The sequence below is a fragment of the Streptomyces sp. TLI_053 genome (assembly GCF_900105395.1).
GTDB lineage: Bacteria > Actinomycetota > Actinomycetes > Streptomycetales > Streptomycetaceae > Kitasatospora.
The window spans coordinates 1,320,096-1,334,906 of sequence record NZ_LT629775.1; the positions used below are offsets into that span (position 1 = coordinate 1,320,096).

A 14,811-nucleotide genomic window follows, 5' to 3' on the forward strand; every position below is an offset into this window, starting at 1 on the left:
TCAGGCGCCCGCCACCCGTCGCACCCGGCCGTCGGGGGCGCGCCTGTGGGGGGTCGGTGTTGCGGTACACGAGGTCGCCGGACCTGACGGGTCTGGGCGACGAGGAACTCGTCCCGCGCGCGGTCGCCGGCGACCGGTGCGCACTCGAAGAACTCCTGCGCCGGCACCGGACCACGGTGCTGACCGTCTGCGCGGGCATCACCGGCAACCGCGAGGACGCGCTGGACGCCTGCCAGAACGCGCTGATCCGGGTGGCCGGCGCGATCGGCTCGTTCCGGGCCGAGGCCCGGTTCACCACCTGGCTGCGGACGATCGCGGTCAACGCCGCCAGGGCCGAACTGGCCCAGCGCAAGCGACGGCCGTACCCGGTGCTGGACGAGGCGCTGCCGGTCGAGGCGGTACGGCCGGTGGACGGCAGTGTCACCGACGTGGTGCGGGTCCAACAGGCCCTGGCCGCACTGGAGGTGGACTTCCGGGCGGTGGTGGTGCTGCGGCACCTGTGCGGGTGCAGCTACGAGGAGATGGCGGAGGTGCTGGCGATCCCCGTCGGCACCGTCAAGAGCCGTCTGGCGCGGGCCCGTCAGGAGCTGGTGCGCGTGCTCGGACCGGACTGAGGGGGACCCGGACAACAGGCCCCAGTGGGAGGAGTCCCCGGTGGAGGCGTCCCCGTTCAGCCAGGAGGGCCCGTTGAACCACGAGCACCCCCGCCACGAGCACCCCCGCCACGAGCACCCGCGCCGGGAGCTCCCCGGCAGGGAACGGTCGGCGCCGGACCCGGTGCTCGCGCCCGGGACAGTGGCCCGACTGCATGCCCTGCTCACCGCCGTACCGCTGCCGGAGGTCGACGACGGGACGTGGCGACGGCTGGTCGCCACCGCCCTCGGCCGGCTCGGCACCGACAGCCGGACCGAGCCGCCCGACCGGACCGGCCCGCCCGGCCCGCCCGACCCGCCCGACCCGCCCGACCCGCGCGACCCGCCCCGCCGTCCCGAACCGAAGGACCACCGGTGACCCGTGAACCCGTCCTCGCCGTCGACTTCGGCACCTCCACCTCCGCCGCCGCACTGGTCGCCGACGGCCGGGTGCGCCTGATCAAGGAACCGTCCGGCGACTCCTGGGCCTGGCCCTCCACCGTCTCCTGGGACGGCGCCCGGCTGCTCGTCGGCACCCCCGCCGAGCACCGCCGGGCCGTCCACCCCGCCTCCTTCCGCGGCGAGTTCAAACGCGACCTCGGCGAGCGCGCCCCGCTGCTGCTCGGCGACGCCTCCTACCGGGCCGAGGAGCTGGTGGCCGCACTGCTGGCGGCCGTGCGCGGCGAGGCAGAACGGCTGCACGGCCAGGCCGTCACCCGGGCCGTGCTGACCTACCCCGCCTCCTACGGGCCCGGCGACCCGCGCCGGCGGCTGCTGGTCGGGGCGGGCGAGGCGGCCGGTCTCACCGTCGTCGACCTGCTCGCCGAACCGGTGGCCGCCGCGCTCGCCCCGATCGCCGGGCCCGCCCTGCAACCCGGCGACCTGGTCCTGGTCCACGACTTCGGCGGCGGCACCTTCGACGCCGCACTGGTCCGGATGCCGCCGCCGGACGCCTCGGCCGAGGCGGTGGAGGTCCTGGGACACACGGCGCTGGACGACTGCGGCGGCCACGACATCGACGTGCTGGTCGCCGAGGAACTGGTCCGGCTCGGCGGCGACCGGCTCACGGCGTGGCTGCGCCCGGGCGGCGCGCCGAAGGAGTCCGACGGCGCCACCGACCGGCTCCGCCGCGAGGTCGAACTCGCCGACCTCGCCCACCGGTTCAAGCACCGGCTGAGCGTCGAGGCCGAGGTCGACGACTACCTGCGCTCCGCCGGGCTGCCCACCGCCCTCGGCCGGGACCGGCTGGCCGAACTCGCCGCGCCGCTGGTCGCCCGGACCGTCACCCGCTGCCGGGAACTGCTCGAACGCTGCGGCCAGGCCCCGGACCGGCTCGCGGCCGTGCTGCTGGTCGGCGGCAGCACCCGGATGCCCGCCGTCCGCGACGCGCTGGCCGAGGCGTTCCCCGGACTGCTGCGCCACGTCGAGGACCCGGAACTGGCCGTCGCCCAGGGCGCGGCCGCCTGGGCCGGGCTCGCCACCCGGCGCTACTCGGCCGCCGAGCGGCCCACCTCCTCCGGCGTCCCGCTCGGCTGGCAGCTGCCCGGCGACTCCGGCCGACTGCTGCGCTGGTACGTGACGCCGAGCGAGGAGTTCGCCGCGGACGCCGTGCTCGCGCTGGTCCGGCTGGCCGACGGCGGCCTGTGGGAGCTGCGCGCCGACGGGCGCCCCGGGACCGTCGCCCGGCTGCACGTCGCGGAGGGCGCGGCGGTGTCGTCCGGGGACTGGCTGCTGACCACCGGGCGGGCGGGCGGGCGCCGGACCGCCCGCTCGGGGAAGTACGGCGGCGCGAACGTCCGGCCGCGGTGGGCGGAGGCCGCACCGCTCCGGGCCCGGGTACGGGCGCTGCCCGAGCCGCGGCCGGTCGGCCCGGTACTGCCGGTCCCGGGCGACGTGCCACGGCTGCTCACCGTGCACGGCGAGCAACTGGTCTGTTCCGAACTGCTGCCGGCCGAGACGGTCCGGCAGTGGGAACGTCCGGGGATCGGCTGGGCGACGGCGACCGCGCCCGGTGCCGGGGCGCCGCTGGCGGCCGCCATCCACAAGTCCGGCCGCCAGGTCGACGTCCTCGACCTGACCACCGGAGCGCTCGAGTGCTCCGTCCCGCTCCCCACCAACGCTGCCGCGGTGGCCTTCTCCGCCGACGGGGCCCTGCTCGCGGTCACGGACATCCAGCGCCGCTTGCGCCTGGTCCGGACCGTCGACGGTGAGGTGACCGCCGAGATCGACCTGTCACGCTTCAGCCCGACCGGCGGGCAGGCGTTCTCCCCCGATCTGGAGTTCACCGCGGTCCCGGTCGGCCAGACCGTGGTCCTCTGCCACACCTCGGGACGCCGCGCCGAGAGCGTGCCCCAGCTCACCCTGTCCGATCTCCGTCTGGTGCGCCCGCTGCCGGTGTCGGCCGGGTTCGCCAGTGGTGCCTCCGACCTGACCGCGGTGGACGTCTGGAGCCTCGGCGGCTACACCGCCCGGCTGCGGGACCCGGCGCTGGCCAAGGCCTTCGTGCTGGCGGTCGGCCCCGACGAACGGCTGCTCGCCGCCGCCGACCAGGCCGGCTGCGTCTCGGTCTGGGAACTGCCGCAGCCCGACCCGGAGCAGCCGCACCGGCTGCTGGAGGTGTCCGGCCCGCTGCACCGGATGACGCTGCCCACCCCGCCACGGAACCTGGTGTTCGGCACCGACTCCAGCACCCTGTTCGCCGCCACCGACCGTGAACTCCACAGCTGGGACCTGGAGAAGGAGTGAGACCCGTGCCCGACTACGCGTCCCTGCGCGACGAGATCCTCGACCTGCTGGAGCCGCTCACCGCGACCGCCCGCACCCGCCGGGCCGAGCAGACCGCCGACCGGCTCTGCGGCGCCCACGAACGCCTGCTGTCAGGCGAGTTGACGGTGGTGGTGTGCGGGGAGTTCAACCGCGGCAAGTCCAGCCTGCTGAACGCGCTGCTGGAGCGCCCGAACATCCTCCCCGTGGACCCGTACTTCGCCACCAGCGTCGCCGCCGTGATCCGCCACGGTGCCCCGGAACGCGCCGAGGTCACCCTCCGCCTCCCGGACGGCAGGCTGGAAGCGCGGCGGATCCCGCTCGACCGGATCGGCGACTACGCCGCCGAGGGCGGCGAGCACAGCGGCGAGGCCGTGCTGCTCGACCTGCGGCTCGACGTGCCGCGCCTCGAATCGGGGCTGGTCCTCGTGGACACACCGGGCGTGGGCGGCGTCTACCACCAGCACACGGCCGTGACCATGGGCCAGCTCCCCAACGCCGACGCGGTCGTGTTCGTGCTCTCCGCCGAGGAGCCGCTGACCGACAGCGAGACGGCCTTCCTCCGCGAGGCCGCGCACGCCGTCAGGGCCGCCGACCACCCGGACGCCCTGTTCTACGTGCTCACCAAGGCGGACCTGCCCGAGGACATCGGGGCCGACCTCGCCGCCGGGCGGCGCAAGATCGCCGCCGTGACCGGGCGCGAGCCGGAGGACGTGCTGATCGTCCCGGTGTCGAGCCGGCTCAAGCAGCGCCACCTGGCCGGGGTCGCCGACGACGATCCCGAGCGGCGGGCCAGACTGCTGGCCGCCTCGGGCTTCCCCCGGCTGGAGGAGGCCCTCTGGTCCCGGCTCGCCGCCCACCGCGCGCGGGTGCTGCTCGGCGGCGCCCTGGTCGAGGCGCAGGCCGCCGTGCGCACCCTGCTGGAGCCGCTGCTGACCGAGGAGAGCGCGCTCCGCGACGGCAGCCGGACCCGGCTGGCGGAACTGCGCGCCGAGACCGAGCGGGAGTCGGAGCGGCTGGCCGAGCTGTCCTCGGGCGCGGCGCCGTGGCGGGCTCGGCTGGAGCGCGAACTCGACAGCCTGCGGGCCGGGACGGCCGAACGCACCCGGGAGGAGTTCGAACGGGTGTGGCGGCGCGCGGAGACCGAGCACCTGGAGGTGCGGGCGCACCTCACCAAGCCCGACCGGCTGGCCGACCGGATCAACGCGGACCTGACGCTGGCCCGGTCGACGGTCGGCGAGTGGGCCGCCCGGCGCGCCGCCGCGCTGCAGAGCGGGCTGGCCCGGGAGCTCGGCGTCGAGCTGGCGGGCGGCACGCTCGGGGAGCTGCCGCCCGCACCGGTGCTGGACCTCGGCGGTTTCGGCCGCCTGCACCGGCCGACCAAGGAGGTGCGCGAGGTCGAACCGGCGACCTACCGCACCGTGACCAAGCAGCGGCAGGCGAAGCGGGCGGCCGGTCCGACGCCGTCGGGGTTCGGCAACCGGGTCAGGCATCTGTACCGGCAGGCCCAGGACTTCTTCGCCCCCCGCTACGAGTCCTACCAGGAGCGGGTGCTCGACCGGCCGGAGCGGGTCCGGTACCGGACCGTGGAGCAGGAGATCCCCGAGCGCGTCCTCAAGGAGCGCCGCCGGGAGCTCGCCGAGGCCGTCGGCCGGGCCCGGCGGGACCAGGAGCCGATGGTGGCACGGGCCGTGGAGGAGGCGGTCGCCGCCTTCGCCCGGGACATCGCGGCCGAGCTGGACAGCCGGATCGAGCGGGAGAAGGAGCGGACCGCGGACACCCTGGAGCGGCTGCGGCGCAGCGCCGAGCGCACGGCGGCGGAGGCGGCCCGGCGGCTCGGCGAACTGGCTCGGGAGCAGGGGCCGTTGCGGGAACTCGGGGAGCGGGTCGAGGTGCTGGCCGGCGCCGTGCAGGGGCTCGCCGGCCCCGAGGCTGCCGCTCCCGCCCCGCCCGACGCGGCCGGCGGTCGGGCATGACGAGCGCCCCCGGGGATCTCGGCGACCTCGGCGACCTCGGGGCCCGGGCCGACGCCGCCCTCGCCGGGGCGCAGCGGCTGCTGTCCCGCGGCGGCGGCTCGGCCGAGGTCCTGCGCGCCGCCTTCGAGGCCGAACAGCATCGGCTGCGGCGACAGATGAGCGTGGTCGTGGTGGGCCGGATCTCGGCCGGCAAGTCCACCCTGGTCAATGCGCTGATCGGCGAGGAGCGGGTGGCCACCGGCTCGCAGGAACTGACCTTCAACGTCAACCGGCTGCGGTACGCCGACACCCCGCGGCTGCTGGTCCGCTATCGGGAGGAGGGCCGTCCGTCCGTGGAGTACTCCCCGGACCGGCTGGCCGAGCTGACCGCGCGCCGCGAGGATCACCTGGAGCAACTGCGCGGCATCCGGGAGGTGCTGGTCGAGTTCCCCGCCCCCTATCTGCGGCTGTTCGAGCTGATCGACACCCCCGGGCTGGACTCGGTGTACGGCGAGGACTCGCTCAACACCCTGGCCTTCCTGCGGCTGCGGCCGGAGGAGGTGGCGAGCACCAGCCGCCGGCACGCCACCGCCGCCGACGCCCTGCTGCTGGTCCTGCCGGTCCGCGGGCCGTCGACCACGGACGCCGAGGTGGTGGCCCACTTCCTCGGCCGGGACTTCGAGAACTCCACCCCGCTCACCACCCTGGGTGCCCTCACCAAGTGCGAGGAGCTGTGGGAACCGGACGGACCGCACCCGCTGGTGCTCGGCCGCCGGCTCGCCGACCGGATCCTCCAGGACGCCCCCGGCATGCGCCGACGCCTGTTCGACCTCACTCCGGTGTGCGGGCTGCTCGGCCAGGCCGCCGCCACCCTGGACGAGTCCGATGTCGCCGCCCTGGAGGAACTCGCCTCCCTCCGGCCGGACTTCCTCTCCTACCTGCTGGGAGCGGCCGCCTTCTTCCTCGGCGAGGACGAGGGCGCACCGCTGGACGGTGCCCGCCGCCGCGCCCTGTGGCGCCGCTTCGGGCCGTACGGCCTGCACACCCTCTGCGGGCTGGTCCGCGACGGCGAGCGGCGGGTCCCCGAACTGCGCGCCTTCCTGGCTGCGGACAGCGGGCTGGACGGGCTGCGCACCCAACTCGCCGACCACTTCGGCCACCGGTCCGCGCTGCTGAAGCTGCACACGGCGCTGGAGCGGATCCGGCGGATGCCCCTGGACCTCGCGGCCGGGGTCGGCCCGCGCGAACGGGCCCTGCTGGAGGAGGCGATCGGCCTGGTCGAGGCGCTGGTCCTGGACGAACCCGGCTTCGCCGAACTGCGCACGCTGCGCGAGCTGTACGGCGGGCGGCTCCGGCTGGACGCCGGGGCCACCGAGGAACTGCGGCGACTGCTGGGCGAGTTCGGGCGCGGCCCGGCCGACCGGCTGGGGCTGCCCGCGGACAGCGGCGCGGACGAGCTGCGGGCGGAGGCCCGGCGACGGCACGGGGTGTGGCTGAACCGCTGGCAGTCCGGCGGCCTGTCCGGCCCGACCCGGGCGGCGGCCCGCGCCGCCGTCCGGGCGTACGAGCACCTGCTGTACGGGCTGGACGGCGGCTGAGAACGCGACCCGGTCAGTCCTCGTGATGCTGTTCGACCGTCACCAGCCAGTCGCCGTCCCGCACCTGCTCCCCCGGGCGGGCGTGCTGGGCCCGTACCCGGCCCGGCGCGGACGCCGAGAGGTGCAGCAGCGAGCCGTCGGCGGCCCGGGCCCGGCCCAGCACCGCCCCGGCCGGGTAGCGGCGACCGGGGCCGACCGACCACTCGAGCAGGACCGCGCCGCCGGGCGGCAGCGGCCAGCGCAGCGGCGTCCGCTCAGGGACCGGGCCGGACGCCTCGACGGTGCGCACCACCCGGGCCGCGGCCCAGGCCGCCGCGCCCTCGGCGACGGCGGTGCGCGGGTCCTCGGCCAGGACCACCGGCAGCCCCAGCGTCTGCGCGACGTGCTCCACCAGGCCGGGCAGCCGGCTGGAGCCGCCGATCACCACCACCGCGTCGGGCCTCGGCGGGCGGCCGGTGGTGTCGAGCAGCGCGGTCTCGGCGAGCAGCCGTGCGCAGCAGGCGGTGGTGCGCGCGTACAGCGGCTCGGCCTGCCGCAGGAACCGGTCCCGGTGCAGACCCAGCACCCGCCCGGCCGGGGCGAACACCTCGGCGGGGGCGCTCTCGTAGGCGAGCCGGTGCTTGAGCCGCCGGGCGAGGTCGAGCAGCTGGATCCGGTGACGCAGCGCGGTGTCGTCCCGCGCCGCGTCCCTGTTCTCCTCCCCGTGCTCCGACGGGAGCAGGGCCGCCAGCTCCGGGCCGCCCCGGTCGAGGAGTTCGGCGTACACCAGGGCGTCGAAGTCCCGGCCGCCGTACTCCTCGCCGTCGTGGGCGAGCACGGCGGGGCCGGGGCGGCCGTCCTCTCCCGGCAGCCGGACCAGGGCGGTGTCGAAGGTGCCGCCGCCGAGGTCGTGCACCAGGACGGTGCTGCCCGGCGGCAGCGGTCCGCCGGCGAGCGGGGCGAGCGCCCCGGCGACGGGTTCCGGGCAGAGTTCGGGCCCGGGCAGCCCGGCCCGCCGGGCCGCGTCCAGCAGTTCCTCCCCGCGCGGGTCGGCCGGCCCGTAGGCGGCGGGGACGGTGAGCACGCTCCGGTCGACCGGTCCGCCGTTGGCCCGCTCGGCCTCCGCCCGCACGGCCTGGAGCAGCAGCGACACCAGCAGCCCGGCCGGATGCCCGCGCCCGCCGAGGTCGACCGGCACGCCCCGGCCGAGGGTCCGCTTGAGTTCGTCCCGGTACGCGGCGGGGTCGAGCAGCCGCCGCTGCTCGGCCGCCGACCCGACGTACGGCCGGTTCCCGGCCAGCAGCACCGCCGACGGCCAGGCCCAACCGTCCCCGACCGGCTCCCGCAGCCGCCGCACCGACCCGCCCCGCGCCAGCGCGGCACAGGTGGTGGTGGTCCCGAAGTCGACGGCCAGCACGGACTCGACGGCACTCGCACCCACGGGGGTCCCTCCTCGCTCCGGGTCTCCCTCTCGGATCCGCCCGACGGTACTTTTGTTCCGCCCGGACCGCCGCCGGTGGCGTCATTCGCCCCGGCTCGGCTCCGCCCGGAGCGCGCCGACGAACCCAGCAGGGGTTTCACCGGCCCCTGAACCCGCTGGGGCGCCGGGCGGAGCGGCCTCCCGGGGAAGGCCGCTCCGGCTGTGGTCAGCCGGTGGTGGGGGCCGGGTCCGGGGCGCAGGTGAGGTCGCGGGGCGGCAGGGTGCCGGTGGTCAGGAAGCGGTCGGCGGCGGTGACCGCGCAGGACGGGACGGAGCGGTCGTAGGCGCCGTGGTTGCCGCCGTCGACGGTGACCATGCGGGCGCGCCCGCCCAGGGTCGCCCGCATGCCGAGGGCGCCGACCAACGGGGTGGCCGGATCGCGCTCGGTCTGGAGGAGCAGGATGTTGGCGGGGCCCCGGCCGGTGATCCGGACGGCGGGCTCGACCGGGGCCGGCCAGAACGCGCAGGGCCAGATGTTGGCGCCCATGCCGGCCACGATCGGGTTGCGCTGCCGGCTCTCCGCGACCGCCCGCCGGTAGTGGCCGAGGTCGCGCGGCGCCGGGGTGTCGCCGCAGAGCACGGCGGTCAGCGCGGCCACGTCGTTGTCCTCCGGGATGCCCGGGGTGCCCTTCGCCAGCCACCAGTACGGGACCGGGCCGGCGCCGTCGTCGGCGAGGAAGCGCCACCAGTCGGCGATCTCCTGGAACAGCGCGGTGTGGTACGAGTCCAGCCGGTAGAGCGTGCGCCAGAGGTTGCCGTTGACCGGTCCGGCCACCGGGTGGGTCACCGGTGTCCGGTCCAGTTCCGCCGCCAGGGCGAGGTAGTTGGCGCGGACGGCCGCCGGGGTGGCGCCGAAGCGCAGGGTGGTGTCGCGCTCGGCCGCCCAGCGGGCGAAGTCCTCGAAGCGCAGCTCGCTCGCGCGGTCCCAGGTGGCGAGCCGGTCCTGCCAGGTGACGTTGGGGCTGACGTTGCCGTCCAGCACGAAGCGGTCGGTCCGCCCCGGGAACAGCTCGGCGTAGACGACGCCCAGGTAGGTGCCGTACGAGGCGGCGCGGTAGGAGATCCTCGGTTCGCCGAGCGCGGCCCGGATCCGGTCCAGGTCGCGGGCCGTGTTGGCGGTCGTGAGGTGGCGGATCGAGTCGCCGTTGCGGGCCAGGCAGTCGCGGGCCAGGTCGCGGGCGAAGCGCACGTTGGGGGCGATCGAGCCGTCCGGCGCGGGGAAGGGGAACACCAGCTCGTACGGCACCTCGGCGGCCGTCCGCCCGCAGCTGACCGGGGTGCTGCGGCCGACCCCGCGCGGGTCGAAGCCCACCAGGTCGTAGCGGTCCAGCACCTCCTGCGGGTAGCCGGACTCCTGGGCGCTCGGCAGGTGCAGGCTCGCCACGCCCGGGCCGCCGCCGTTGTGGACCAGGATCCCCCGGCGCAGCCCCGGCTTGGCGGTGGGGAGCCTGGAGACCGCGATCCCGATGGTCCGCCCGCGCGGCTCGCGGTAGTCCAGCGGCACGTTCAGGGTGGTGCAGCGCAGCCGGGGGTCCACCGGGGCCCCGGACGGGTCGGCGGGGCAGTCGGTCCAGACCAGGGGCACGGTCGGCCGCTCCGGTGCCGCTTCGGCGGCGCCGACGCCGGCGGTGGCCCCGGCGAGGGCCAGGGCGAGCGCGGCGCCGACGGTTCTCAAGGGGCCGGTGGGCCGTAATCTCCTCAACATAGGTCTGGACCATAGGGTCGATGCCCCCGGGTGTCATCCCCCCGGGGTGGTACTGATCGGCGCCCGGGGCCCAGCGCCTCGGGACCAGCGCCTCGGGACCTGCGCCTCGGGACCGGCCGACGGGGATCAGTCGTTCGGGCCCGGGCCCGGGGCCGGGCGGGGCGTCCGGACCAGGCCGGTCTGGTAGGCGAGGGCGACGAGCTGGGCGCGGTCGCGGGCGTCGAGCTTGGCCATCGCCCGGTGGACGTGGGTGCGCACCGTGAACGGGCTGACGTACATCCGGGCGGCGATCTCCTCGTTGCTGAGGCCGGTGGCGGCCATCGCCATCACCTCGCGCTCCCGGGCGGTCAGCGCGGCCAGGCGCTCGGGGGCGGCGGCCGGAGCCCCGTCCGGGTCGGGCTGGGCGAGCAGCCGGTCGATGACGGCGCGGGTGGCGGCGGCCGACAGCAGCGGTTCGCCGGCGGCGACCCGGCGCAGGGCGGCGAGCAGTTCGGTGGGTTCGGCGTCCTTGCCGAGGAAGCCGCCGGCGCCGGCGCGCAGGGCCTGGGCCACGTACTCGTCGATCTCGAAGGTGGTGAGGATGAGCACCCGGGTGCCGGCGAGGTCGGGGTCGCCGCAGATGGCGGCGGTGGCGGAGAGACCGTCGACGCCGGGCATCCGGATGTCCATCAGGACCACGTCGGGGCGGGTGGCCCGGGCCAGTTCGACCGCCTCCCGGCCGTCGGCGGCCTCGCCGACCACCTCCATGTCGTCCTCGGCGTCGATGAGCACGCGGAAGGCGCCGCGCAGCAGGGCCTGGTCGTCGGCGAGCAGTACTCGGATGGTCACGCGGGTTCCTCTCGGGCTGCTGTGCGCAGGGGCAGTTCGGCGGAGACCAGGAAGCCGCCGCCGGGCCGGCGGTCGGCGCTGAGGCGGCCGCCCACGGCGGCGGCCCGCTCGCGCATGCCGATCAGGCCGAAGCCGCCGCCGGCCGGGGCGGACGCGGGCGGGACCGGGCGCGGCGGGCGGTCGTTGGCGACGGTCAGCAGGAACCTGCCGCCGGAGTAGGTGAGGGTGACGTCGGCGGCACTGCCGGCGGCGTGCTTGGACACGTTGGTCAGGGATTCCTGGAGGATCCGGTAGGCGGTGAGGTCGACGCCCGGGGACAGTCGCTGCCGCTCCCCCTCGACGGTGAGCCGCACCGGCAGCCCGGCGCGTTCGAAGGCGTCGACGAGGTCGGGCAGCCGGTCCAGGCCGGGCGCCGGTTCGAGCGGCGCCTCCGGGTCGTCGGCGCGGCGCAGCAGGCCGACGGTGGCCTTGAGCTCGCGCAGCGCGGAGCCGGTGGCGTCGGTGAGGTGGCTGAGCATCTCGCGGGCCTGGGCCGGGTTGCGGTCGAGCAGGTGGACGGCGATCCCGGCCTGGGCGTTGGCGAGCGCGATGTGGTGCGCGACGACGTCGTGCAGGTCGCGGGCGATCCGGATGCGTTCGTCGGCGACCCGGCGGCGGGCCTCCTCCTCCCGGGTTCGCTCGGCCCGTTCGGCGCGTTCCTCGATGGCGGCCAGGTGTGCGCGGCGGGTGCGGACGGAGTCGCCGATGGCTCCGGGCAGCAGGATCCAGGCGACGAAGCCGATCCGGGCGCCGATCGGGGCGCCGGGCTCGGCGACGAACGTGGCGCCGGTGACCAGGGCGGCCGAGACGGCGGTGGCGATCCGCGCGGTGGTGCGGTCGGTGTGGACCGCGAGGAAGTAGAGCGCGACGATCAGCGGGGTGACCAGCCCGACGTTGAGCTGGGTCGCGACGAGGCAGATGGCCAGGGCGCCGGCGAAGGCGATCCCGAACAGCGCGCGGGGGTGGCGCCGGTGGAGGAAGACGGCGGCACTGGTGACGACGGCCAGGACCAGTGCCCGCGGATTGGGCGCCAGGTGGTTGCCGAGGCGGTCGACGGTGGTGGTGCCCGCGGTGGCGGTGAACACGCCGAGCACGAGCAGCGTGTCGAGCAGGCGGGGGTGGCGGCGGCGGAAGCGGCGCGGCCAGGTGTCGGTCATGCTCGGCTCTCCACGGGCCCGGACCGGTCGGCAAGGGGTTCGGGCGGTTGGGCGTGTACTGCGGACGCAGTACACGGTCGTTCGGTCCGACTGCGGTCCGCCGGCGGCGTTCGTCTGCGGTTCGTACCATTTTGACCGGTCCGGCGGGGTGGCCGGTACACCGGCCGACGGGGAGGCCGGAACACGGGCCGCCCCGCCGCGGTCCCGGGGAGAGGGATCGCGGCGGGGCGGGGTACTCAGACGCCGACCGAGTGGCGGGCCGGTTCGCTGCCGGTCCCGTCGGCGGGGGTGCCGGGGAGCGGCGGCTCGGTCCGGAGGTTGGCGCCCTCGACGTCGACGTCGGGGACGATCCGCTCCAGCGGGCGCGGCAGCCACCAGGCGCGGCGGCCGAGCAGGGCCAGGGCGGCCGGGACGATCGCCATCCGGACCACGAACGCGTCGAAGGCAACGGCCGCGGCCAGGCCGAAGCCCATCATCTTGATCATCGGCTCGTTCATGCCGATGAAGCCGGCGAAGACGCTGATCATGATGAGCGCGGCGGCCGTGACCACCCGGGCGTTGTACCGGAAGCCGGTGACCACGGCCTCGCCGGGTTCCTCGCCGTGCACGTAGGCCTCGCGGATCCGGGTGACCAGGAACACCTCGTAGTCCATGGCCAGGCCGAACACCACGCCGATCATGAAGATCGGCATCATGCTCATCACCGGGCCGGTCTGCTCGATCCCGATCAGCTCGGCCAGCCAGCCCCACTGGAAGACCGCCACGACGGCGCCGAGCGCGGCGGCCACCGAGAGCAGGAATCCGGCGGCGGCCTTGATCGGGACGAGCACCGAGCGGAAGACCACCAGCAGCAGCACCACGGCGAGGCCGACCACCACCGCCAGGTAGGGCAGCAGCGCGTCGTTGAGCTTCTGCGAGACGTCGATGTTCATCGCCGTCGGACCGCTGACCAGCACGGTCGCGCCGGTGGCGGACTTGAGACCCGGCGCCTTGTCACGGATGGCGTGGACCAGGTCGGTGGTCGCGGCCTCGCTCGGCCCGGTGGCCGGCATGGCGGTGACGATGGCGGTGTCCCCGGCCTGGTTGAAGGCCGCCGGGGTGACGGCGACCACGCCGGGCAGGCCCTTCACGGCGTCGCCGACCTGCTGGGCGGCGGCCTTGGGGTCGGGCACGCCCTTGACGTCGACCAGCACGGTCAGCGGACCGTTGAAACCGGGGCCGAAGCCCTCGGAGAGGTGGTCGTAGGCGCGGCGCTGGGTGGTGGAGGTCGGCTTGGCCTCGTCGCCCGGCAGGCCGAGCCTCAGGTCGAGCGCGGGCAGGGCGAGCACGCCGAGCCCGATCACACCGCCGACCAGCACGGCGACCGGACGGCGCAGCACGAACCGGGCCCAGCGGGTACCGCCGTTGGGGCGACCGGTGTCGCCCGCCGCGGCCCGGCCCCGCTTGCGGAGCTTGCGCGGCAGCACCCGCTGACCGATGAAGCCGAGCAGCGCGGGGACGAGGGTGAGCGCGACCAGGACGGCGATCACCACGGTGCCGGCCGCCGCCAGGCCCATCTTGGCCAGCAGCGGGATGCCCACCACGGAGAGCCCGGCCAGCGCGATGATCACGGTGAGCCCCGCGAACACCACGGCCGATCCGGCCGTGCCGACGGCCCGCCCGGCGGCCTCCTTGGGGGCGTACCCGTCGAGCAGCTCGGCCCGGTAGCGGGACACGATGAAGACCGCGTAGTCGATGCCGACGGCGAGGCCGAGCATCATCGCCAGGGTGCTGGTGGTGCTGGACAGGCCGAGCACGCTGCCGAGACCGGTGATCAGCGCGATACCGAGCCCGACGCCGATCACCGCGGTGAGCAGCGGGAGTCCGGCGGCCAGCAGCGAGCCGAAGGTGATCACCAGGACGACGGCCGAGATCGCCATGCCGATCGCCTCGGCGGACCCGCCCGCCTCGGCGCCGGCCATCAGGGCCGTGCCGCCGATGTCCACGGTGAGGCCCGCGTCCCGGGCGTGCTGGGCCGCCTGCTCCAGGGCCTCGGTGGCCCCGGTGGAGACCTTGCCGGGCTTGGCGTCGTAGCTGACCGTCGCGTACGCGGTGGTGCCGTCCTGGGAGACGGCGCCGGCCTTGAACGGTCCGGTGGCCGAGAGGACCTGCTCGCCGTGGGCGAGCTCGGCGACCGCCTTGTCGACCGTCTGCTGGTTCTGGGCCGCGGTGATCTTCTGGCCGGACGGCGCGACGAAGACGATCCGGGCCGAGGCACCGTCGGACATGGCGCCGGGGAAGCGCTCGTCCATGAGGTCGAAGGCCTTCTGCGCCTCGGTGCCGGGCATGGCGAAGCCGTCGTCGGGGGCGGCGGGCGCCTTGGCGGCCAGCACCCCCACGGCGGCCAGCAGGGCGACCCAGAGCAGGGTCACCAGCCGGCGCCTGAGGAAGGACCATCGGCCCAGGCGGTACAGGAAAGTGGCCACGGGAGAGCGGACTCCTTCGGATGTCGGACGGCAGGCGTCGGATTTCGGACAGCGGGCCCGTCGGACGGCGGCCGTCCAGCGGGATCGGTGGCCGGGAGCGCTGCCCGGCCGTCGCGGCCAGGGGCTTCCGGAGCATGGCCATCCTGCTCGGGCGGGCGTCTCGTCGGCGTCGGCCCAGCGCAGGCATTCCGGACTACTGCGGACGCAGCA

The 14,811-nt window shown here is 75.9% G+C and carries 10 protein-coding genes; 5 read left to right on the top strand and 5 right to left on the bottom strand.

What is annotated here, in order from left to right; genetic code table 11:
- Nucleotides 1–59: 59 nt before the first annotated feature.
- Genes BLU95_RS04970 through BLU95_RS04990 form a run of 5 tightly spaced genes read left to right on the top strand, consistent with a single transcriptional unit; the run spans nucleotide 60 to nucleotide 6,948 of the window.
- A complete protein-coding gene (locus tag BLU95_RS04970; RefSeq protein ID WP_159424776.1) occupies nucleotides 60–614 on the top strand; it encodes an RNA polymerase sigma factor in 555 nt (184 codons plus the stop codon).
- 40 nt (nucleotides 615–654) lie between these two features.
- Complete coding sequence (locus tag BLU95_RS42120; RefSeq protein WP_093858879.1) at nucleotides 655–1,011, top strand: hypothetical protein; 357 nt, start codon at nucleotides 655–657, stop codon at nucleotides 1,009–1,011.
- Nucleotides 1,008–3,377, top strand: a complete 2,370-nt coding sequence (locus BLU95_RS04980) for an Hsp70 family protein (protein WP_093858880.1) — start codon at nucleotides 1,008–1,010, stop codon at nucleotides 3,375–3,377. Before BLU95_RS42120 ends, BLU95_RS04980 begins: the two co-directional genes overlap by 4 nt.
- A gap of 5 nt (nucleotides 3,378–3,382) precedes the next feature.
- Nucleotides 3,383–5,371, top strand: coding sequence for a dynamin family protein (locus BLU95_RS04985; RefSeq protein ID WP_159424777.1), 1,989 nt, complete (start codon nucleotides 3,383–3,385; stop codon nucleotides 5,369–5,371).
- Nucleotides 5,368–6,948 carry a dynamin family protein gene (locus BLU95_RS04990; RefSeq protein WP_093858882.1) on the top strand — a complete coding sequence of 527 codons (1,581 nt, stop codon included), beginning with the start codon at nucleotides 5,368–5,370 and terminating at the stop codon, nucleotides 6,946–6,948. The genes BLU95_RS04985 and BLU95_RS04990 overlap by 4 nt, the downstream gene beginning before the upstream one ends.
- A 13-nt stretch (nucleotides 6,949–6,961) precedes the next feature.
- Here BLU95_RS04990 and BLU95_RS04995 read toward each other — a convergent pair whose 3' ends face one another.
- The 5 genes from BLU95_RS04995 to BLU95_RS05015 all read right to left on the bottom strand — a co-directional run bounded on the left by BLU95_RS04995 (nucleotide 6,962) and on the right by BLU95_RS05015 (nucleotide 14,601).
- The gene (locus tag BLU95_RS04995) at nucleotides 6,962–8,368 is read right to left on the bottom strand and encodes an Hsp70 family protein (RefSeq protein WP_107452476.1); all 1,407 of its coding nucleotides are present in this window, start codon (nucleotides 8,366–8,368) and stop codon (nucleotides 6,962–6,964) included.
- A gap of 205 nt (nucleotides 8,369–8,573) precedes the next feature.
- Nucleotides 8,574–10,082 (bottom strand): alpha/beta hydrolase, encoded by a 1,509-nt coding sequence (locus BLU95_RS05000; RefSeq protein WP_231978296.1) that lies wholly within the window; start codon nucleotides 10,080–10,082, stop codon nucleotides 8,574–8,576.
- A 156-nt stretch (nucleotides 10,083–10,238) separates the two neighbouring features.
- Nucleotides 10,239–10,940 carry a response regulator transcription factor gene (locus BLU95_RS05005; protein ID WP_093858885.1) on the bottom strand — a complete coding sequence of 234 codons (702 nt, stop codon included), beginning with the start codon at nucleotides 10,938–10,940 and terminating at the stop codon, nucleotides 10,239–10,241.
- Nucleotides 10,937–12,136: a sensor histidine kinase gene (locus tag BLU95_RS05010; protein WP_093858886.1), complete on the bottom strand. Its 1,200-nt coding sequence runs from the start codon at nucleotides 12,134–12,136 to the stop codon at nucleotides 10,937–10,939. Before BLU95_RS05010 ends, BLU95_RS05005 begins: the two co-directional genes overlap by 4 nt.
- Nucleotides 12,137–12,372: 236 nt before the next feature.
- Nucleotides 12,373–14,601: an MMPL family transporter gene (locus tag BLU95_RS05015; RefSeq protein ID WP_093858887.1), complete on the bottom strand. Its 2,229-nt coding sequence runs from the start codon at nucleotides 14,599–14,601 to the stop codon at nucleotides 12,373–12,375.
- Between the last annotated feature and the right edge of the window lie 210 nt (nucleotides 14,602–14,811).